Here is a 20,386-nt window from a genome sequence, read left to right as displayed (position 1 = left end):
ACGTCAGCACCCGTGCTCAGAGCCAGTCGCGTCGAAACAACATTTCAGAAACTTTTTGGGAGAGGGGAACAATGAGAGCCTCGATGCAGATCAAGAAGAAAGTCCTTGCCAGCGTGATCACTGCCAGCGTTGCCGCCGCTGCAATGACCTCGATGAGCGCCTTCGCACAGTCGGCTGACGCCAACCTGCGCGGTAAGGCAACGCCGTCCGCTTCGGTTACCGCCAAGAACGTTGCCACGGGCTCCACCCGTCGCACCACGGCCGGCGCCGATGGTTCCTACAGCATCATTGGCCTGTCTCCGGGTACGTACTCGGTCGACGCAGGCGCAGGCACCGAGAAGACGGTCACGCTGACGGTCGCATCGACCGCCACGCTGAACCTGACGCCCGAAGCCGCAGCTGCCTCGACGGCCAACGCCGCTGACGCCACCTCGCTGCAGGGCGTGACGGTTGCCGCCACCACGATGACCGAAGTGAAAACGCCGGAAGTGGGCCAGACCATCTCGCTGCACCAGATCGCCACGATCCCGCAGGCATCGCGCAACTTCCTCGAGTTCGCCGACACCGTGCCGGGCATGGTTTTCAACATCGACGCGAAGGGCAACACCTCGCTGCGCGGCGGTGCCCAGAACGACAGCTCGACCAACGTCTACATCGACGGCGTGGGCCAGAAGAGCTACGTGAAGGAAGGCGGCGTGTCCGGCCAGAACGCCAGCCAGGGCAACCCGTTCCCGCAGCTCGCCATCGGCGAGTACAAGGTCATCACCTCGAACTACAAGGCCGAATACGACCAGGTGTCGAGCGCGGCCATCACGGCCGAGACCAAGTCGGGCACGAACGAATTCCACGGTGAAGTGTTCGGCACCTACACCAACGACGCGTTCCGCGCGCCGACGGCGACCGAAGAATTCACCCGCAAGAAGACCCCTTCGTCCTCCAAGGAATACGGTTTCGCCGTCGGCGGCCCGATCATGAAGGACAAGATGCACTTCTTCCTCGCCTACGAAGAGAAGAAGTTCGACACGCCGATCTCGGTCGTCCCGAACCCGGTGAACAACGCCAACGTCACAGCCCTGCTGCCGCAGGACGTGCAGTCGCAGCTCGGTTCGTCGAACCTGCCGTTCAACGAGAAGCTGTACTTCGGCAAGATCGACTGGGAACTGACGGATCGTGACCGTATCGAAGTCAGCACCCAGGTGCGTCGCGAGACCCAGCGCCAGGGCATCGGCTCGGGCCTGACGGCATCGGCCGGCGTGGACAACAAGAACCACGACACGCGCGCCACCTTCAAGTGGCAGCACAGCGGTGACAGCTGGTTCAACGAACTGATGTTCTCGTACGAGAACGCCTTCGTGAAGCCGACGCCGATCAACGACACCAACGGCTTCAACTACACCTACCAGCCGCAGCAGGACGCCCTGATCATCTCGACGGGCTCGTCCGATCCGCGCGCGACGCAGAACAAGGCACAGGAAGGTCCCACGATCTCCGACACCTTCACGTTCAACGACCTGCAGTGGCAGGGCGATCACGTCGTGAAGCTGGGCTACAAGTTCAAGTCCATCGAACTGACCGCACAGGACGCTGCCGCCAACAACCCGCAGTTCTTCTATGACGTGAACCCGGGCGTCGGCGCTTCGACCACGCCGTGGAAGGTGTTCTACGCACAGAACCTGCCGGGCCAGACGGGCATCGCCCAGACGACCTCGCGCCAGTACGGCCTGTTTGCTCAGGACGACTGGGCAGTGAACGACCACCTGACGCTGAACCTCGGCGTTCGCTGGGACTACGAAGTCACCCCGTCGTACCTGAACTACGTGACCCCGCAGCGCGTCATCGACGCCCTGAATTCGCAGGACCCGTACGCAGGCGCGCCCGCTGGCCAGACCTACGCCGAGTCGCTGGCCAAGGGCGGCGTCAACGTGAACGACTACATCAGCACGGGCAACAACCGTAAGGCGTTCCGTGGTGAGTGGCAGCCGCGTCTGGGCTTCTCCTACGATCTGTTCGCCGATGAGGCGCACGTGATCCACGGTGGCGCCGGTCGTGCGTACGACCGCAACCTGTATGACTACCTGCAGGTCGAGCAGACCAAGCTCTCGCTGCCGCAGACCACGCTGTTCTTCAACACCCCGGGTCACCCGTGCGACACCGGCGCGTCGAACTGCATCCCCTGGAACCCGGCTTACCTCGGTGGCCAGCAGGTTCTGCAGGGTCTCTTCCAGGGCGGCAACTCCGGCCAGGAAGTGGACATGCTGAACAACAAGCTGAAGGCTCCGTATTCGGACCAGTTCAGCCTCGGCATGTCCAACACGGTTGGCGAGTGGCTCACCGACGCCACGGTCACCCGCGTACTGACCCGCGACGGCTTCGTGTTCACCCTGGGCAACCGCTACCCGAACGGCTCGTTCTTCAACGCATCCGGCAGCCAGCCCTGGGGTAACGGCGTACCGAACCTCGGCGGCCTGATCATCGGCAACAACGGTATCGCCACGCGCACCACCCAGGTCCTGCTGTCGGCCCAGAAGCCGTACACGAAGGATTCTGGCTGGAGCACCAGCCTGGCGTACACGTACTCGCACGCCAAGCAGAACCGCGCCATCGCCGAGCACTACTCGTTCGACGAAGCCTCGATCAACGACTATCCGTTCATCACCTCCGATGCCGTGGCGAAGCACCGCTTCGTGGCGACCGGCACGATGGACCTGCCGTGGGGCATCTCCGGCTCGCTGAAGCTGACCCTGGCGACCCCGCTGCCGAAGAATGACATCGCCTGCTACGGTGCAATCGACCCGAACACGGGCAGCGCCTGCCTGCCGGTGTCGGCCACGCCGCACGGTTCGAAGTTCCTGGTCGGTGGCGACATCTGGGGCTACCGCGATATCGACCTTCAGCTGACGAAGGACTTCGTGATCGACCAGGACACGAAGCTCTACGCCCGCTTCGATATCCTGAACGTGTTCAACTGGCACAACTACAGCGACTATCTGACCAACTGGGGCTCCAACGGCGTGCTGAACACCAACGGTGCGCAGTACAACACCGTCGGCAACATCACCTACCTGCCGCGTACGGCCCGCTTCACGGTCGGTCTGAAGTTCTGATGTAGCAACTGGTGGCTCCGGCGCTCCCCGGCGGAGCCACCAGGTAACACCCGTATCAAAGAAGGGCCCGCGAGGGCCCTTTATTCGCCCCTTCGGCGTAAACGTTTACGTGCGTGCCACGGCTGGCTCGCATACTCTTCCCTTCTGGAGGCTTCACCGCCGCGGCCCACTTAGATTGGGTTACGGCTCGCATCGTTTTTTAGGATCCATCCATGATCGCGAACAAGCTCAAGCATCTTTCCCTCGCCCTCGGCGCGCTGCTCGTCTGCGCAGTACCGCTGGTCGCCAACGCCAAGACACCGGCCAAAAAAGGAAAGGAGGTGGCTACGGCGTCGGCACTGAAAGAAGTGCATGCGGTTCCGCCGATGATCGACGATCTTGAGAAGCGGACGTTCCAGTGGTTCTGGGACAGTGCGAACACCTCCAATGGCCTTATTCCCGACCATTACCCGACCGACTCGTTCGCCTCCATCGCCTCGGTGGGCTTCGGCCTCACCGCGTATGGCGTGGGCGTTGAGCGCGGGTATGTCACGCGTGAGGCAGCGGCAAAACGCACGCTGACCACGTTGCGCTTCTTCAACGAATCGGCACAGAACGATTCGGAAGATGACGCCACCGGTTTCCACGGTTTCTACTATCACTTCCTGGACATGAAGACCGGCAAGCGCTTTGCGCGCTGGGTGGAAGTGTCCACAGTCGATACCACGCTGCTGCTTGGCGGCGTGCTGTTCGCACAAAGCTACTACGACCGCGACAACGCGCAGGAACAGGAAATCCGCAAACTCGCCGACGACATCTATCGTCGCGTGGAGTGGACCTGGGCACAGCAGCGCACGCCGCTCATCAGCATGGGCTGGACGCCGGGCGGCAAGTTCATCGAGCACGACTGGAAGGGCTACGACGAAGGCATGCTCGTCTACATCCTGGCGCTTGGCTCGCCGACGCATCCCATTGGCGATGACGCGTGGAGCGCCTGGTCGGCGACCTATTCAAAGACCTGGGGCGAGTTCTACGGCCAGACCCATCTTGGCTTCGCGCCGATGTTCGGTCACCAGTACAGCCACACGTGGGTCGACTTCCGCGGCATTCGCGATGCCTGGAGCCGTGAGCACAACCTGGACTACTTCGAGAACAGCCGTCGCGCGGCGTACTCGCAGCAGGCCTATGCGGTGGCCAATCCGGGCAAGTGGACGGGCTACGGCAAGAACGTGTGGGGCCTCACGGCCAGCAACGGCCCCGGCGGCCTGATCGTCAAGCAGGGCGACACCGAGCGCACGTTCCACGGTTACACCGCACGTGGCGCCGGCATCGACTACATCTCCGACGACGGCACCATCGTGCCCACGGCAGCGGGCGGCTCAATCGCATTCGCTCCGGAAATCGTGATTCCCGCGCTGGAAGAAATGAAGTCGAAGTACGGCAAGTACGCATTCACCAAGTACGGCTTCGTCGATGCGTTCAACCTGAGCTTCCACACGCAGACCGATCTGCGCACCGGTCGCCTGGTTCCCGATGTGGGCTGGTTCGACACCGTGCACCTGGGCATCGACCAGGGCCCGATCGTGCTGATGATCGAGAACTATCGTAGCGACTTCGTCTGGAACGTGATGAAGAAAAACCCGTATGTCCGCAAGGGCCTGGAGCGCGCGGGCTTCACCGGCGGCTGGCTTGAGAAGGGCGCCGACGCAAAATGAAAATGCGCCACGTTCGATCGAGCAGCATCATGGTGCTGGCCCTCACCGGCGCCATGATGCTTGCTGGATGCGCGAAAGAAGAAGACTCCACGCGCACGCTCAATTTCTGGACCATCGGCCGCGAAGGCCAGGCGGTGGAAAAGCTGCTGCCAGAATTTGAGCGCGAACACCCCGGGCTGCATGTCAGCGTGCAACAGTTGCCGCTGACTGCTGCCCACCAGAAGCTGCTTACTGCTTTTGCCGGCAACTCCACGCCAGACCTCACCCAGTTGGGCAATACCTGGGTTGCGGAGATGGCCGCGCTGGAGGCCATCGAGCCTTTGCAGTCGCGCGTGGATGCCTCGAAGATCATCCAGCCGGATGACTACTTCCCAAGCATCTGGGCTACCAACGTCATCGACGGCACGCTGTATGGCGTGCCCTGGTACGTGGATACGCGCCTGCTTTTCTATCGCAAGGATCTGCTCGCCAAAGCAGGCTACGACCATCCGCCGCGTGACTGGGCACAGTGGCGCACGATGATGGCCAGGCTCAGCCAGCCGGTTGGCACCACCTACGGTGTGCTTCTCCCGACCAACGAGTTTGAACAGTTGCTGTCGCTGGTGTTGCAGCAGGACGACGCGCCTCTGCGGGACAACAACCGCTACGGCAACTTCCGCAGCGCGGGGTTCAAGCGTGCGCTGACGTTCTATGTCGATACGTTCAAGCAGCATCAGGCCCCGCTGATTACCAACGTGGGCGTCGGCAATCCGTGGGCTGCGTTCGGCCAGGGTTATTACACGTTCTATCTGTCCGGTCCCTGGAACATTGGTGAGTTCCGCAAGCGCCTGCCGGCGGAACAGCAGAAAGACTGGTCGACCACGCCACTGCCGGGCCCCAATGGTCCGGGTGCATCCAATGCCGGTGGTTCCAGCCTTGTGATCTTCCGTGCGTCCAGGCACAAGGATGACGCATGGGCGCTGGTCGAGTTTCTTTCCCGTCCCGATATTCAGGCGCGCTTCTACGAGATTCTTGGCGACATGCCGCCACGTCGTTCGTCGTGGGAGAAAGATGCGCTGCGCAACGATCCGGAAGCCGCCGCATTCCGCGATCAGCTGGAGCGCGTGAAACCCACGCCACCCATTCCCGAGTGGGAACGCATCGTCACGGAAATGCAGCTGCTCGCCGCCGAAGCGGCCAGCGGCAAGATCTCCGTGGATGACGCCGCGACGGAACTGGATCGCCGCACCGACGCCATTCTTGAAAAGCGTCGCTGGATTCTCGATCACCCCCGGAGTAACGAAAAGTGACGACCACGCGCGCCGCCTGGCTGTTCCTGACGCCCGCGCTGATCGTGCTGGGCATGTTTTTCCTGCTGCCCGTACTTGCCGCGCTGCTGCTTAGCCTTACCGATTACGACCTCTATGCGCTGGCGGATATCCGCAACCTGCGCTTCATCGGCCTGGAGAACTACTGGACGCTGCTGCATCGTCCCCTGTTCTGGTCTGCGCTGGGTCATACCGTCTACTTCGTGGTGGTAGGCGTGCCGCTGTCGCTGGCGGCATCGCTGGGCGCAGCCATGCTGCTGAACTCGCCGCTTGCGCGCTTCAAGCCATTTTTCCGTACCGCGCTGTTTGCGCCCGTGGTCACCACCGTGGTCGCCGTTGCGGTGATCTGGCGGTATCTGTTCAACACGAAATACGGCCTGGTCAACGCCGCGCTGGACAGCATCGGCATCGCGCCCATCGACTGGCTGGGTGATCCGCACTGGTCCATGCCAACGATCATCCTGTTCGCCGTGTGGAAGAACTTCGGATACAACATGATCATCTTCATGGCCGGCCTTCAGGCGATTCCTGCGGACCTCTACGAAGCCGCGCGAATCGACGGTGCATCGGCGCTTCGCCAGTTCCAGCACATCACACTGCCCATGCTCAAACCCACCATGGTGATGGTGAGCATCCTCACGGTGTCCGGTTATTTCCAGCTGTTTGCCGAGCCGTACGTCATGACGGAAGGTGGCCCGCTGCAAAGCACCACCAGCGTGCTGTACCTGATGTACGAAGAAGGCTTCAAATGGTGGAACCTCGGCTCCGCATCGGCTGTGGCGTTCCTTCTTTTCATCATCATGTTCGCCGTCACAGCGGTGATGCTGCGCCTGTCCCGTCGCGGAGATGAAGCATGAACCCGCGCATGGCCAAGGCCATCATCAATGGCTTGCTGACCGCCGCCGCCGTCATCGCGCTGCTTCCGTTGATCTGGATGGTCTCCGTATCGTTCATGACACAGGGCGAAGCAAGCTCGCTTCCGGCTCCGCTGCTTCCACACCACGCCACGTGGGCGAACTACCGCGAGCTGTTCGCCAATGCGGGCATGGGCCGCTATCTCATCAACAGCCTTGTGGTGTCGACGGCCATCACCGCGATCTCGCTCGCATTCAACCTGATGGCCGGCTACGCCTTCGCGAAGCTGGAGTTCAGGGGGCGCGAGCGTCTCTTCCAGGGCCTGCTCGGTGCGCTGGTGATTCCCGCGCAGGTGGCCATGTTGCCGCTGTTCCTGCTGCTGAAGTATCTGGGTCTGGTGAACACGTACGGCGCCGTGATCGTTCCTGCGATGGCGACCATCTTCGGTATCTTCCTCGTGCGTCAGTACGCGCGCGGCATCCCCGATGACCTGATGGAAGCCGCACGCATCGACGGTGCGGGTGAAATGCGCATCTTCGTTACTATCGTGATGCCGCTTCTGAAGCCCATCATGGTGACGCTGGCCATCTTCACCTTTCTCGCCGCATGGAATGACTTCATGTGGCCGCTGATTGCACTGACCGGTCAGGAACATTACACGCTGCCCATCGCGCTGGCCTCACTGTCGCGCGAACACGTGCAGGACAGCGAGCTGATGATGGCGGGCTCTGTGGTCACCATTCTGCCGGTGCTGGTGCTGTTCCTCGCACTTCAGCGCTACTACCTCGAAGGCCTGCTGCTCGGCAGCGTCAAGGGATAAAACATGCTTCTTCGCTCCATGACCCTCACAGCCGCGCTCGCTGCCGGCTGTGTGTTTGGCTGCGCCCACGCATCCGCTCCGCGTGTCCATGTCATCGACAACTTCACCTCGGGTGGATGGACGGCTGAACATACCGATGATGTCAGCGCCACGCTTCGCAACGATCAGGGCAGCCTTTGCCTCGATTACAACTTCAACGGCGTGTCCGGCTCGGCGTCGATCCGACGCAAACTGCCCATCGACTTCCCGGCGAACTTCGCGCTGTCGTTCAATGTGCACGGATCGACGCAGCCAAACACGCTTCAGCTGAAGCTTATCGACGCAAGTGGTGACAACGTCTGGTGGCATCAGCGGCCCGGCTTTGTGGCAGGTGGTGGCGAACATATCGAAGCCCGTCGCAAGGACATCGAGTTTGCATGGGGTCCGACGAAGGATCGCACGCTGTCGCACACCGAATCTGTCGAGCTGATGGTCTACGCGGAGAAGGGTGGAAAGGGCGAACTGTGCTTCAGCCATCTGTCGTTGATACCACGCGATCCGGAGCCTGCGAACACAACGCCGATCACGGCATCCGCACCGCCGAATGTCTACTTCCAGAATCAGGCGCAGAAAGTGCGCCGCGGCCTGTATCCGCGCGGCTTCTCCGGTGAGCAGTCGTACTGGACTCTGGTTGGCGTGGATGGCGGCAGCGCCGATTCCGCGTTGATTTCCGAAGATGGTGCGGTCGAAGTACGCAAGAGCAGTTTCTCGATTGAGCCGTTTCTCGTGGACGGTGGCAAGCTCATCACGTGGGCAGACGTCGATACCACGCAGTCGCTTCTGGACGGCTATCTGCCGATTCCGTCCGTGGCATGGACGAAGGGCCCGTTGGCTCTGACGACCACGGTGTTCGCCGAGGGCGAGCCGGGCGCGTCGCGTACCGTGATGCGTTATCGCGTGCGCAATGATGGCGACGATGCGCGTGATGTCACGCTCGCACTGATGGCCCGACCGTTCCAGGTTAATCCGCCGACGCAGTTCCTCAACTCGCCAGGTGGAACCAGTCCCATTCACGATCTGTCGTGGGATGGCCGCCAGCTCACCGTCAACCAGTCACAGCAGGTGATTTCGCTCAGTAAGGCAGACGATTTCATCGGCAGCCGTGACGTCGATGGGTCACTCAGCGAACAACTGGATGGTGGAAAGGCGCCTTCAATCCGTTCGCTGCACGATGAGCGTGGATTCGCTCAGGGCGCGATGCTCTATCGTTTGCATGTGGCGGCCCACAGCTACGCCGATGTGGTTCTGGTGGCAGCCACGGAGAAAGCGCCAGCGCTGCCCACCTCCAGCAGCAACGCGTGGGCTGAGGCTGCGCTTCAACGCACGGCGGCTGAATGGCGCGAGAAGCTCAACCGCGTGCAGGTTCGTGTGCCGCCCGCGGGCCAGGCCATCGTCGACACGATGCGCAGCGGCGTGGCGCAGATTCTGATGTCACGGCAGGGGCCCGCGCTTCAGCCGGGCACGCGCTCGTATGGCCGCACCTGGGTGCGCGATGGCGCGATGATGATGGAAGGCCTGCTGCGCACCGGGCACGACGACGTCGCCGCCCAGTTTGTTCAATGGTATGCGCCACATCAGTTCTCCAACGGCAAAGTGCCGTGCTGCGTGGATGCGCGCGGATCGGATCCGGTGCCGGAGAACGACAGTCACGGTGAGCTGATTTTCAGCGTGGCGGAACTCTGGCGTTATACGCACAACCGCGCTCAGCTCGATGCGTTGTGGCCGCACGTGGAGCGAGCCGTTGCCTACATGGACATCCTGCGTCGCAGCGAACAGACCAACGCACAGCGCGGCACGCCGTTGTATGGCCTGATGCCGGCGTCGATCAGCCACGAAGGCTATTCCGCCAAGCCGATGCATTCGTACTGGGACGATTTCTGGGCAATGAAGGGCTACGACGACGCGGCGGAGCTTGCGGCTGTTGTGGGCAAGCCCGGACAGGCCTCGACGATGAGCGCGTCGCGGGATGCGTTCCGCACCGATCTGCACGCGTCCATTGCGGCAGCGGTGAAGGCTCAGCACATCGACTTCATTCCGGGTGCGGCGGAACTGGGCGACTTCGACGCCACCTCCACCACGATTGCCATTTCTCCCGGCGGCGAACAGGCGCGTCTGCCCGCCGCGCTGGTGCAACAGACGTTCGAGCGTTACTGGCAGGCCTTCGTGGCGCGCCGGGATGGCAAGCTCGAATGGGACGACTACACACCTTACGAATTGCGCACCGTGGCGACCTTCGTGCGGCTTGGCTGGCGGGATCGGACGCAGGAACTGCTGAGGTTCTTCTTTGCCGACCGCCGTCCGGCCGCATGGAACCAGTGGGCGGAAGTGGTGGGTCGTGATCCGCGCAAGCCGCGCTTCGTCGGCGACATGCCGCACGCGTGGATCGCGTCGGACTACGTGCGCTCGGCGCTTGATCTCTTCGCTTATGACCGCGCGGCAGACCATGCGTTCGTTCTCGCCGCGGGTGTGCCGGCCGCGTGGCTGGAAGGCGAGGGCATCATCGTGCGGGATATGCGTACGCCGTACGGGAAGCTCGGCTACACGCTGAAGCGCGTCGGAAAGGACGCGGTACTGACATTGAGTGGCGATGCGAAACCGCCGGGTGGATTTGTTCTGTCGCTACCGGCTGGGGACAAGGTCGTGCCGGGTGGCGTTACGACGCTGAAAGTCCCTCTCTGAATTCGATGCGGCGCTCCGCAGGCGTCGCAAGCAAGCTCGCTCCCACAGTGACCTGATTTCCAGGGGAGCGAGCTTGCCCGCGAATACCTCAATGGGTAGCGACCCGCGTCCGCAACAACGCATCCACTGACTGCTGCCATTCGGCCGAGCCCAGCTTCTGCTGCGGGGCTTCCTCGCCCAGTTTCGCCTGCACGGCAGAATCCCATTCCGGCGTGCCGGCCTTGGGACCGTGACCGTCATCGCTGATGGCCAGTGTCTTGTCGACCCACGCGTACCACTCGGGCGATCCCAGCGAGGGATTGGCCGGAGCCGTCTTGCCAGGGGCGGGCTCGGATGCCGAGGGAGACGACGACGCGCTGTCGGGAGAAGAGGGGGAACAGGCCGCGAGGATCGCGGCCAGAGCCAACGGGGCCAACGTGAACAGGTGACGCATAGGCGGGTCCTGTAAGAACAGATGTTCACAGCCTAGCGACGAAAGACACCCAAACGATTAACCCCACTTAACATTTGGATGTCAGTGGATGACAGCGTTCAGCTACGCGCCGCCACTTCATCAATGTGAAGCAGTAGGTCGGCCGGGTCGGCGAAGACCCGATAAGCGCCAGCGCGCTCCAGCTCATTTTCGCCGTAACCGCCTGATAGCAGACCAATTCCCAGGGCGCGCGCACGCTGTGCGGCAAGCATGTCCCAGATGCTGTCACCCAGGACCAGAGCGTCCCGGATGTCGACACCCAGGCGTTCAGCCGCCGTCACGAACAAATCGGGGTCCGGCTTGGCGTGGCGTACCTGATCGCGGGTGACGACCGGGATTTTTTCAGGATCGACGCCCAGCGCGGCAATATTGTGTGCGGCCGTCTCCATCCGTCCGCTGGTCGCAATGGCCCAGGGGATGCCCGCTTCCGTCAGCCACGCCAGCAACTCTTTGGCGCCTGGCAGCGGCCGCACCGCGCCAGCTTTAGCCAGTCGTCCATAGGCGGCGGCGTGATTCACGCGCAGGCGCTCGATGCGCTCAGGCGTAATCTCGGTACCGGTTTCTCGCAGAAGGATGTCGGTGAACAAGCCACCGCTCATGCCGATCTTGCGGTGAATGCGCCATACCGAAAGGTCGATACCCTCAAGATCGAGAGATTCCTTCCAGGCAAGGACGTGCTGGTAGACGCTGTCGACGAGGGTACCGTCGAGGTCGAAGAGAAACGCGTGTTTGGCTCGGGACATGCCTTGAAGGGTAAGGGCACAGCCCTACCCGTTCAATGCCGCCAGAAGCGAAGTTCGTTCGCTTCTGGCGTATCGGAACACGTTGTCCGTCAGAACTTGCCTGCGCGGAAGTCGGCGATGGCTTCGTGGATTTCAGCCGGCGTGTTCATCACAAACGGGCCGTAGCGGGCGACCGGCTCATTCAACGGCCGACCCGCCACGAACAACACGCGCGTGGGCTCATCAGCGGCGAACGTGACGCGATCTCCCCTGGAAAGCACTGCCAACTCGCTGCGCGTCAGAGTCTCGCCCGCCACTTCGGCCTGCTTGCCCTCGAACACGTACGCAAACGCGCTGTGGCCTTCCGGAACATCCAGATCGAAGCGCGCACCGGCATCCAGTGCGATATCCAGATACATCGGACGCGTCGCCACGCCGTCCACCGGCCCGCGGGTGCCGGCGATATCGCCCGCGACCACGCGTACGGTGACACCTGGCGCAGGTGAGGTCACCGGAATGTTTTCCGGCGGGATGTCCTGATAGCGCGGCGCGGTCATCTTGTCCGATGCAGGCAGGTTGACCCAGAGCTGGAAGCCCCACATCAGGCCTTCTTCCTGCTGCGGCATCTCGGAGTGCACGATCCCACGCCCGGCGGTCATCCACTGGACACTGCCTGCGGTCAGATCACCGCGATTGCCGTGGTTGTCACCGTGCAGCATGCGGCCGGCCAGCATGTAGGTCACGGTCTCGAAGCCGCGATGCGGGTGCTCGGGGAAGCCCGCGATGTAGTCGCCGGCCTGATCGGAGCGGAATTCGTCCAGCAGCAGGAACGGGTCCAGCATGTCGAGCGCCGGCTGGCCGATCACGCGCTTGAGCCTGACGCCCGCTCCATCGGACGTATCCATGCCGCGGACGCGGTGGGTAATGGTGCGGTCAGTCATGGGACGGTCCTCGGGTGAGAGGCCGTAAGGATGGTGCCTGGCCGGGTGGCCGCCAAGCACCGTACGGTGAACGCTGCGTTCCGCGAGGCGTCAGTGCACCCAGTGACCGCTGCGCTGACGCGGCGGATGGTCGTCGCCCTCGTCCGTGCGCGGCTTGGCCATGGCCTCGACCTCGGCCTGAGTCGGCGCATGGGTATGCCAGTAGTCGCCCACCGCGCCAAGTACCACGGGAACCTGCGCCAGGCAGTCGTCGTACTCGTCGTCGGTAAGCTTCTCGAACTCGGTATCGGCCGCGAGGATGCCCTCGTCCACGGCAAGGGCCATGATCGGCCCCAGGATTTCCATCAATGCCGGATCTTCGGCCAGACGGGTCTCCCACAGCACAGCGCGCATGTCGATGCCCCGGCTGAAACCTTCGCACCAGCCAGCGGCTGTCAGCATCGGACCCTGCTCGGTGTCGATTTCGCCGAGGATGGGCTCGTAGGCGTCCACCTCAAGCTCCGCCCCGATGGAGTCGTTGAGCTTGGCCAGCAGCGCCAGTATGCGATTGCCTTCTTCCTCGTCGGTAAAGGCATCATGCAGCACTTCCGGAAGCCACTCGTCAGGCAACACTTCCAGCGGACCCACCGCGATGGCAGACAGCAGACCATGGACGCCATCGAGCATCAGGTCGCCTTCGCCCCCGTGAGTTCGCAGGTAGCGGTCGAGTTCTTCCAGTTCCTTGTCGTCCAGCGAACTGGGCCAATCGGACTTTGGGGTATTCATGAAAGGGAAAGCTCCAGCGTCACCGGCGTGTGATCCGAGGGACGCTCCCAGGTCCGTGGGGTGCGGTCGATAACTGACGATGTCGCCGCTGATTTAAGCGCATCGCTGATCAAGATGAGGTCGATCCGCAAACCCATGTTGCGCCGGAAGGCTGCCTGACGGTAGTCCCACCAGCTGAAATGGCCGGCCTCGGCCTCGAAAAGACGGAAGCTGTCGTGCAGTCCCAGCGCCGTGATGGCGGCAAGACCGGCACGCTCAGGCGGCGAACACAGAATGTCCTCGCCCCAGGCCACCGGATCGTAGACATCACGGTCGTCCGGGCAAATATTGAAGTCGCCCAGTACCACCATGTTCGGATAGCGGGTGATTTCATCCGCAAGAAAATCACGGACACGGGCGAGCCAGTTCAGCTTGTAGGCGTACTTCTCATCGCCTACGGCTTTGCCGTTCACCACGTAGAGATTGACCACCCTGACGCCACCCACGGTGGCGACAAGAATGCGACGCTGTGGATCGTCCAGCCCCGGGATGTCCGTCATCACATCCGTGATTTCGCCGCGGGCAAGGATGGCAACACCGTTGTAGGTTTTCTGGCCCGAGAAGACGCAGCGATAACCAAGGGCGGCGATTTCGTCGGCCGGAAACTTGCTGTCTTCCAGCTTGGTTTCCTGCAGCGCCACCACATCGGGCTGGGCATCGGTGAGCCACTGCTGCAAATGCGGCAGGCGGACCTTCAGCGAATTGACGTTCCACGACGCGATTTTCATGGCGCCATTGTAGGCGAGGACGCCAGTAAACGCTGCGCCCATCCCGGTCAGGGGATGGGCGCGGCTGACGATCAGGCGAGGCCGTAACTGCGCAGCAGCGCGGCCGGCTGCGGCTCACGACCGCGGAATGCCACGAACGACTCCAGCGCCGGACGAGTCGCACCCACCGCGAGGATTTCGCGACGGAATGCGTCGCCAGTCGTGCGGTCCAGCACGCCCGCCGCCTCGAACCGCTCGAACGCGTCGGCCGAAAGCACCTCGGCCCACAGATAGCTGTAGTACCCGGCCGAATAGCCACCGGAGAACACATGGGTGAACGCGTGCGGGAAGCGCTGCCAGGCCGGCGGATGCATCACGGCGACGTCGTGCCGGACCTTTTCCAGCACATCCATCGGACGAGCCCCGCGCGCCGGGTCGTATTCCAGGTGCAGGCGGAAATCGAACAGCGCGAACTCCAGCTGACGCACGAGGAACAGGCCGGCGTGGTAGTGACGCGCGGCCAGCATGCGCTGATACATCTCCTCAGGCAGCACCTCGCCTGTCTGGTAGTGACGGGCGAACAGGTCCAGTGCCTTGCGGTCCCAGGCGAAGTTCTCCATGAACTGGCTGGGCAATTCCACGGCATCCCATTCCACGCCATCAATGCCGCCCACCGAAGGCAGGTCGACCTCCGTCAGGAGGTGGTGCAGGCCGTGGCCGAATTCATGGAAGAGGGTAACCACGTCGTCGTGGGTCAGCAGGGCGGGCTTGCCATCGCTGGGCGGCGCGAAGTTGCAGGTAAGAAAAGCCACCGGCAGTTGCAGGCTGTCGCCGTCACGGAAGCGGGCAACGCACACATCCATCCAAGCGCCGCCACGCTTGCCCGAGCGGGCATACAGATCCACGTAGGCGCCAGCAAATACGTTGCCCTCGGCATTCAGAACGTCGTAATAGGCAACGTCCGGATGCCAGGTATCCACGTCGGCGCGCTGCGCGAGCGTGATGCCGTAGAGGCGCTGCGTGACCGCAAACAGGCCCTCAATGACAGAGGGCAACGGGAAATAGGGCTTCAGCTGCTCTTCGTCCAGCGCATAGCGCAACTGACGAAGGCGCTCGGACGCGAAGCCGACGTCCCAGGGTTCCAGGTTGTCCAGCTTCAGATCTTCGCTGGCGAAGCGGCGCAGTTCCTTCAATTCTTCCTGTGCGACGGGGCGCGCGCGGCGGGCCAGATCACCAAGGAAATCCAGCACTTCCTGCGGCGAAGTCGCCATCTTGGTAGCCAGCGATTCCTCGGCTGCGTTGGCAAAGCCAAGCAGCTGGGCGGCTTCGTGGCGGAGCGCCATGATGGTTTCGATGCGCTCGGAGTTGTCGAACTTGCCGGCATTCGGACCCTGATCCGAGGCGCGGGTCTGGTAGGCCCAATACACACGTTCGCGCAGTTCGCGATTTTCTGCGTAGGTGAGAACCGCCTGCACGCTGGGCTGCCTGAGGGTGACGACGTAGCCCTCAAGGTCCATTTCCTTGGCGTATTCGCGCAGCACCGCACGGCCCGAGGGCGGAATGCCTGCCAGGTCGCGCTCGTCGGTGATGTGCTCGTGCCATGCTTCGGTGGCGTCCAGCACGGCATTGGAGAAATCGGTGCTGAGCCTGGACAGCTCCACGCCGATCTCGCGGAAACGGCTGCGCGCAGGCTCTTCGAGCGCGACGCCGGAAAGGCGGAAGTCGCGCAGCGCGTGCTCGATCGAGGCCTTTTCGGCTTTCGACAGCGACGCAAAGGCCGGGCTGTCGGCGACGGCCTGCACGGCGGTGTACAGCTCCCGGTTCTGGCCCATCTCGATGCCATGGTCGGTGAGCTTTTCTTCCGCCGCGCCGTGCGCCTTGCGCAAAGCTTCGGAATCGGCCACCGAATGCAGGTGGCTGACGGGTGCCCAACTGCGCGAAAGGCGCTGGCCCACACGTTCCTGCGCCAGCATCACATGGGCGAAATCGCGAGGCGCCCCAGGCGCGGCGATGGCCTCGATGGCGGCCTTTTCGGCGGCAATCAGGGCATCGACCGCCGGCTCGATGTGCTCCGGGCGGATGGCCGAGAAGGTGGGCAGGTCATTTTCGGCAAGCAGCGGATTGCTATCCATACTGGGTCTCCTTTAGACCGCCAAGCGTGGTGCTACGCAGGCGTCAAATCAAGCCGGATCGCCAAGTGTTTGTCATCTTGGCCTGCCAGCCTGACCGCATGCTTCTGCCTGCGGATGTGGACAACCTGCTCTGCCGATCCGCCGAATTCGCGGCGCTGGACCCGTTGGCGCGTGAGGCCATCCGGCGGCGGCTCGTCTGGCTGTCGCTTCCGGGTGGGTCAACGCTGTTCACAAGCGGGGAAATCTCCGATGGCCTGTATGTGGTGCGGAGCGGCTGTCTGGCGTCACTCACTGACCAGGGCGGCACGGATTACCTGATCCCTGCGGGCGGCATCGTCGGCGGCGTAGGTCAGATCACCGGCGATCCGCGGCGCAGAACGGTGCGCGCCGTGCGCGACACCGAACTGCTCTGGCTTCCCTCACGTCACTTCACGGAAGTGGCCGGACACCACGGCGCCATCATGCTCGCGACGGCGCAGGGCGCGATCCGCCAGTTGCGCGACACCTCCACCGACCGGCGCACCGGCCAGCCACGGACCTTTGCCGTACTGGCTCATGACCGCGGCGTGCCAGCACGCACGCTGGCAACACGGCTGGTGCAGGCGCTGTCGCGGCACGGCCGGGCGGCGCTGATCGGCCCGGAACATGGGGCAGGCCGCAGCGGTGCGTGGTTTGCCGAGCGCGAAGCGGAACTGGACTACACGGTCTATCTGGACACCGAGGGCGAGGGCGTCTGGCGCGCACGCTGCATCCGCCAGGCCGATTCGCTGCTTCTGCCGGTATTGGCCGCCCAACAGGCGACGCCGTGGCAGGGCATGGCGCCCGACCATCCCGACGACCGTCGTCCGCACCACCTGATCCTGATTCATCCGGGGCACGACGTACTTCAGGGCGCGGCCGCGCGCTGGCTGATGTGGCTGCCCCCGGGGGCGCGCCAGCATCACGTGCGATCCGGCGCGGATGTGGACCGCATCGCGCGACTGGTTTCCGGACACGGTCGTGGACTGGTGCTCGCAGGCGGCGGAGCGCGGGGCATGGCTCATCTGGGTGCGCTGAGGGCTTTCAGCGAAGCAGGCTTGGCCTTTGATGCCGTAGGTGGCACAAGCATTGGCGCCATCGTGGCCGCCGGAGTGGCCATGGGCTGGCCCGTGGAACGCATGGCCGACACGATGTGCGCCGGCTTCGTATCAGGACGTCCTCTATCTGATTGGACACTGCCGCTTGTCGCCCTGACGCGGGGACGTCGTGCCACGCGCATGCTTCGGCGGACCTTCGGCGCCGTGTCCATCGAGGACCTGCCGATTCCGTTCTTCTGCGTGTCGACCAACCTCAGCGGGGCGGGCAAGGCCGTGCATCGAAGCGGGCCCCTCTGGCAATGGCTGCGTGCAAGTAGCGCCATTCCCGGGGTGCTCCCACCGGTCACGCATGACGGCGGGGTCTTCGTGGACGGCGCGCTGGTGGATAACCTTCCCACCGACGTGATGCGGGCGGACGACATCGGCCATATCACCGCCGTGGACATCCGTGCGGGCACATCCCTGACAGCCAGTCTGGACGAAACGGCCAGTCCGCATCCGCTTCGGGTGTGGTTTCAGGGGCGGCGGGGCATCGTGCGGCCCTCGCTGGTATCTACGCTGGTGCGCGCGGCCATGGTGAACGCTGAAGTCGCCAGTGCAGAACGCCGCGCCCTGGCTGACCTTCTGCTGACCCCACCGCTTGAGCACGTGGGCATGCTGGACTGGAACGGCTGGCAGGCAGCGGTCGACGCGGGCTATGCGCACACAGCCCGCGTTCTCAAACGGGGCGCTTAGCCTTCGGCGAGGTAATCGTCTTTGACGCGAACGTAGGTGGCGGCCGAGTAATACAGCTGCTCCACCTGCGTATCGGTAAGCAGGCGGACCATCCGGGCCGGATTGCCCAGCCACAGTTCCCGCTCTCCGACCACCTTGCCCGGCGACACGACCGCGCCGGCACCGACAAAGCCGTTCTTCTTCACCGTGGCGCCATCGAGCACCGTGGCGTGCATGCCGATGAGACAGGCATCTTCAATGGTGCACGCATGAATGACCGCACCGTGACCGATGGTCACATCTTCGCCAATGATCGTGGGATAACCACCCGGCGAATACGGGCCGTCGTGAGTGACGTGGATGATCGCGCCATCCTGAAGGTTGGTGCGGGCGCCAATGCGGATGTAATGCACATCACCGCGTGCGACCGCACCCGGCCAGATGGATACGTCGTCGCCCAGCACCACATCGCCAATCAGCGTGGCGGCCGGGTCGACATAGCAGCGTGCGCCGAAGGTGGGCAGCACGCCTTTATAGGGTCGAACATTGTTCACATGAACTTCCCGCCGGTGATCCGGCCTTCTGCATCCAGTTGAGCGAAATAGCGGCTGTTGTCGTGGCGAAATTCGCGAGTGGCCATGGTGCCGGGCAGCACGAGCATGACGTCAGGGTAGGTCGCCTTGAACTGATCGGGTGTGGGATGCGTGGCGATGAAAGCATCAAAGGCAGTCATGTCGGTAACCGCTCCGGCTACAGGTCGGGTCGCGGCAGGATGTGCCGCATCGCAACCGGCCAATGACATGCCCGCGAGAGCAAGGGCCAGCAATACTGCGGAAGGACGAATCATGGAATGTCTCCTTGGAAGGTCCGCGTTACTGGAAATTGCCGCCGGTAATGCGGCCCTGGTCATCCAGCTGCGCCGAATAACGGCTGTTGTTCATGCGCATTTCCATGGTGGTGACCATGCCCGGTAGCACGAGTTGCACATCCGGATAAGCGGCGCGGAACTGGTCCGGCGTGGGATGCGTGGCGATGAAGGTATCAAACGCCTTCATGTCAGTGACAAAACCGGCCACGGGCTTGGGCTGCGCGCCCGCAGACGTGGTCTGGCAACCGGCAAGGCCTGCGACGGAGCAGGCCACGACGAAGGCTAAGAGGATAGTCGATCGCATGGGTCACGCCTTGATTGAGGTGTGACCCCATTATGACGCGACGGTCAAAGCGTGAACTGAATCCTGCGTCGCTGAACGCTGCGCACGGGCAGGCCATCGCGGGTGGCGGGAGAGAATTCCCAGCGCTTCACCGCACTTACCGCCGCCAGATCGAAGAGGTTGCGCGGGTCAGCATCGGCGACAGACGCCTGGCTCACGCGGCCGTCCGGCTCCACCGTGAAGCTGACTTCCACCCAGCCTTGACGCTTGAGCCGACGCGCATCGGCCGGATACGACGGAGACACTTCGCGCCGGAGGATCGGTGGCGTTTCGCTGCGGGTGGCGGCAGTTGTGACAGCCGGTGCCGCGGCAGCGGCGGCCGGAGCGGCGGGCGTGGGGGCGCTGCGCACCGGGTTGTGGACGGTCGTCGCGGGAGCGGTCGCCACCACGGGCGCAGCCACGGGTTCCGGCGCGCGGGTGGCGCGGGCAGGATTTGCATCGGCAGCGCGCATCATCGACGCGCGGGCTTCATCTTCAGCCGTGACCACGCGCTGTTGTGCATCGAGCTTCGCACCCAGAATCACCAGCGTGTAGTTGGTGGGATCGAAGTCGCGCAGCAGGGCGATTTCGCGCCGTGCCTCATCCAGTTCGCGCTGATTGATCAGGCGCTCCACTTCCGTGGACGCAAAAGGCAGCGTCTCGCGCAACGCATCCAGCGCCACTACGTTGTTCGGCTGGAGCTGCACCACACTGAGGTAATACTCGTAGGCGTTGTTGCCCTGCGGAGACACCAGCCGGTTGTCCTTCATGGCGTCACGCGCGAGGCCAAGCAGGATCTCCACCTCTCCGCCACCCTTCGCCTGAGTGCCGGCATCAGCCGTATCGTCGGAGGCCGCAACAACCTCACCACTTTCGCCGTGACTCTGATGAAGCGCGAAGACTGCGCCCGCACCCACGACAGCCAGTACAGCCACCGCGATGGCCGCGCGCCGTAGGAAGGAAACGTTCAAATGTGAAGACATGCAGGTGGCGCCAGGGCAATCCCGCATCCAGGACGTCCCCCTGTCGGACGTCCCCGGCGGGCGCGCCACGTTAACGGGATACTGTTGCAGCGGTGTGGCGGCGGGGTTCTGACGAGGGTGGGCGGGACCTGCGCTAGGCTCAGGTGC

The 20,386-nt window shown here is 63.4% G+C and carries 17 protein-coding genes; 7 read left to right on the top strand and 10 right to left on the bottom strand.

Annotation, left to right across the window (positions count from 1 at the left end; genetic code table 11):
• The first annotated feature begins 83 nt into the window (after positions 1-83).
• The 6 genes from FHW69_RS06270 (at position 84) to FHW69_RS06245 (ending at position 10,498) form a co-directional block, all read left to right on the top strand.
• Complete coding sequence (locus tag FHW69_RS06270) at positions 84-3,104, top strand: TonB-dependent receptor (RefSeq protein WP_255494549.1); 3,021 nt, start codon at positions 84-86, stop codon at positions 3,102-3,104.
• Positions 3,105-3,316: 212 nt separating this feature from the next.
• Positions 3,317-4,798 carry a glucoamylase family protein gene (locus tag FHW69_RS06265; protein ID WP_183422114.1) on the top strand — a complete coding sequence of 494 codons (1,482 nt, stop codon included), beginning with the start codon at positions 3,317-3,319 and terminating at the stop codon, positions 4,796-4,798.
• Positions 4,799-4,800: 2 nt separating this feature from the next.
• A complete protein-coding gene (locus FHW69_RS06260) occupies positions 4,801-6,087 on the top strand; it encodes a sugar ABC transporter substrate-binding protein (protein WP_183422113.1) in 1,287 nt (428 codons plus the stop codon).
• A gap of 53 nt (positions 6,088-6,140) precedes the next feature.
• The gene (locus FHW69_RS06255) at positions 6,141-6,962 is read left to right on the top strand and encodes a sugar ABC transporter permease (protein ID WP_183422308.1); all 822 of its coding nucleotides are present in this window, start codon (positions 6,141-6,143) and stop codon (positions 6,960-6,962) included.
• Positions 6,959-7,780, top strand: a complete 822-nt coding sequence (locus FHW69_RS06250) for a carbohydrate ABC transporter permease (RefSeq protein ID WP_183422112.1) — start codon at positions 6,959-6,961, stop codon at positions 7,778-7,780. The genes FHW69_RS06255 and FHW69_RS06250 overlap by 4 nt, the downstream gene beginning before the upstream one ends.
• A 3-nt stretch (positions 7,781-7,783) precedes the next feature.
• Positions 7,784-10,498, top strand: a complete 2,715-nt coding sequence (locus tag FHW69_RS06245) for a discoidin domain-containing protein (protein ID WP_183422111.1) — start codon at positions 7,784-7,786, stop codon at positions 10,496-10,498.
• 88 nt (positions 10,499-10,586) lie between these two features.
• Here FHW69_RS06245 and FHW69_RS06240 read toward each other — a convergent pair whose 3' ends face one another.
• From FHW69_RS06240 to FHW69_RS06215, 6 genes are all read right to left on the bottom strand, one after another.
• Positions 10,587-10,931 carry a hypothetical protein gene (locus FHW69_RS06240; protein WP_183422110.1) on the bottom strand — a complete coding sequence of 115 codons (345 nt, stop codon included), beginning with the start codon at positions 10,929-10,931 and terminating at the stop codon, positions 10,587-10,589.
• A gap of 98 nt (positions 10,932-11,029) precedes the next feature.
• Positions 11,030-11,713 (bottom strand): HAD family hydrolase, encoded by a 684-nt coding sequence (locus FHW69_RS06235; RefSeq protein ID WP_183422109.1) that lies wholly within the window; start codon positions 11,711-11,713, stop codon positions 11,030-11,032.
• An 89-nt stretch (positions 11,714-11,802) separates the two neighbouring features.
• Positions 11,803-12,633 (bottom strand): pirin family protein, encoded by an 831-nt coding sequence (locus FHW69_RS06230; protein ID WP_183422108.1) that lies wholly within the window; start codon positions 12,631-12,633, stop codon positions 11,803-11,805.
• A gap of 90 nt (positions 12,634-12,723) precedes the next feature.
• Positions 12,724-13,398, bottom strand: a complete 675-nt coding sequence (locus tag FHW69_RS06225) for a YecA family protein (protein WP_183422107.1) — start codon at positions 13,396-13,398, stop codon at positions 12,724-12,726.
• Entirely contained in the window at positions 13,395-14,165 is a 771-nt protein-coding gene (xth, locus tag FHW69_RS06220) for an exodeoxyribonuclease III (RefSeq protein ID WP_183422106.1), read from the bottom strand. Before xth ends, FHW69_RS06225 begins: the two co-directional genes overlap by 4 nt.
• Positions 14,166-14,236: 71 nt before the next feature.
• Positions 14,237-16,276, bottom strand: coding sequence for a M3 family metallopeptidase (locus FHW69_RS06215; protein WP_183422105.1), 2,040 nt, complete (start codon positions 16,274-16,276; stop codon positions 14,237-14,239).
• A 65-nt stretch (positions 16,277-16,341) separates the two neighbouring features.
• Between FHW69_RS06215 and FHW69_RS06210 the strand changes: the two genes are divergently transcribed.
• Positions 16,342-18,087 carry a patatin-like phospholipase family protein gene (locus FHW69_RS06210; protein ID WP_183422104.1) on the top strand — a complete coding sequence of 582 codons (1,746 nt, stop codon included), beginning with the start codon at positions 16,342-16,344 and terminating at the stop codon, positions 18,085-18,087.
• On the opposite strand, the gene FHW69_RS06205 is transcribed toward FHW69_RS06210, so the two are convergent.
• Genes FHW69_RS06205 through FHW69_RS06190 form a run of 4 tightly spaced genes read right to left on the bottom strand, consistent with a single transcriptional unit; the run spans position 18,084 to position 20,239 of the window.
• Positions 18,084-18,620, bottom strand: coding sequence for a gamma carbonic anhydrase family protein (locus tag FHW69_RS06205; RefSeq protein WP_183422103.1), 537 nt, complete (start codon positions 18,618-18,620; stop codon positions 18,084-18,086). The two genes, FHW69_RS06210 and FHW69_RS06205, sit on opposite strands and share 4 nt — an antisense overlap.
• A complete protein-coding gene (locus FHW69_RS06200; protein WP_255494543.1) occupies positions 18,617-18,913 on the bottom strand; it encodes a hypothetical protein in 297 nt (98 codons plus the stop codon). The genes FHW69_RS06205 and FHW69_RS06200 overlap by 4 nt, the downstream gene beginning before the upstream one ends.
• Positions 18,914-18,938: 25 nt before the next feature.
• Positions 18,939-19,238, bottom strand: coding sequence for a hypothetical protein (locus FHW69_RS06195; protein ID WP_183422102.1), 300 nt, complete (start codon positions 19,236-19,238; stop codon positions 18,939-18,941).
• Between the two features lie 44 nt (positions 19,239-19,282).
• Entirely contained in the window at positions 19,283-20,239 is a 957-nt protein-coding gene (locus FHW69_RS06190; protein WP_183422101.1) for an energy transducer TonB, read from the bottom strand.
• Between the last annotated feature and the right edge of the window lie 147 nt (positions 20,240-20,386).

Origin of the sequence: Luteibacter sp. Sphag1AF (assembly GCF_014192715.1) — a bacterium.
Taxonomy (GTDB): domain Bacteria; phylum Pseudomonadota; class Gammaproteobacteria; order Xanthomonadales; family Rhodanobacteraceae; genus Luteibacter.
Note: the sequence above shows the minus strand (reverse complement) of the source record. Positions and strands in the feature narration are given on the sequence as shown.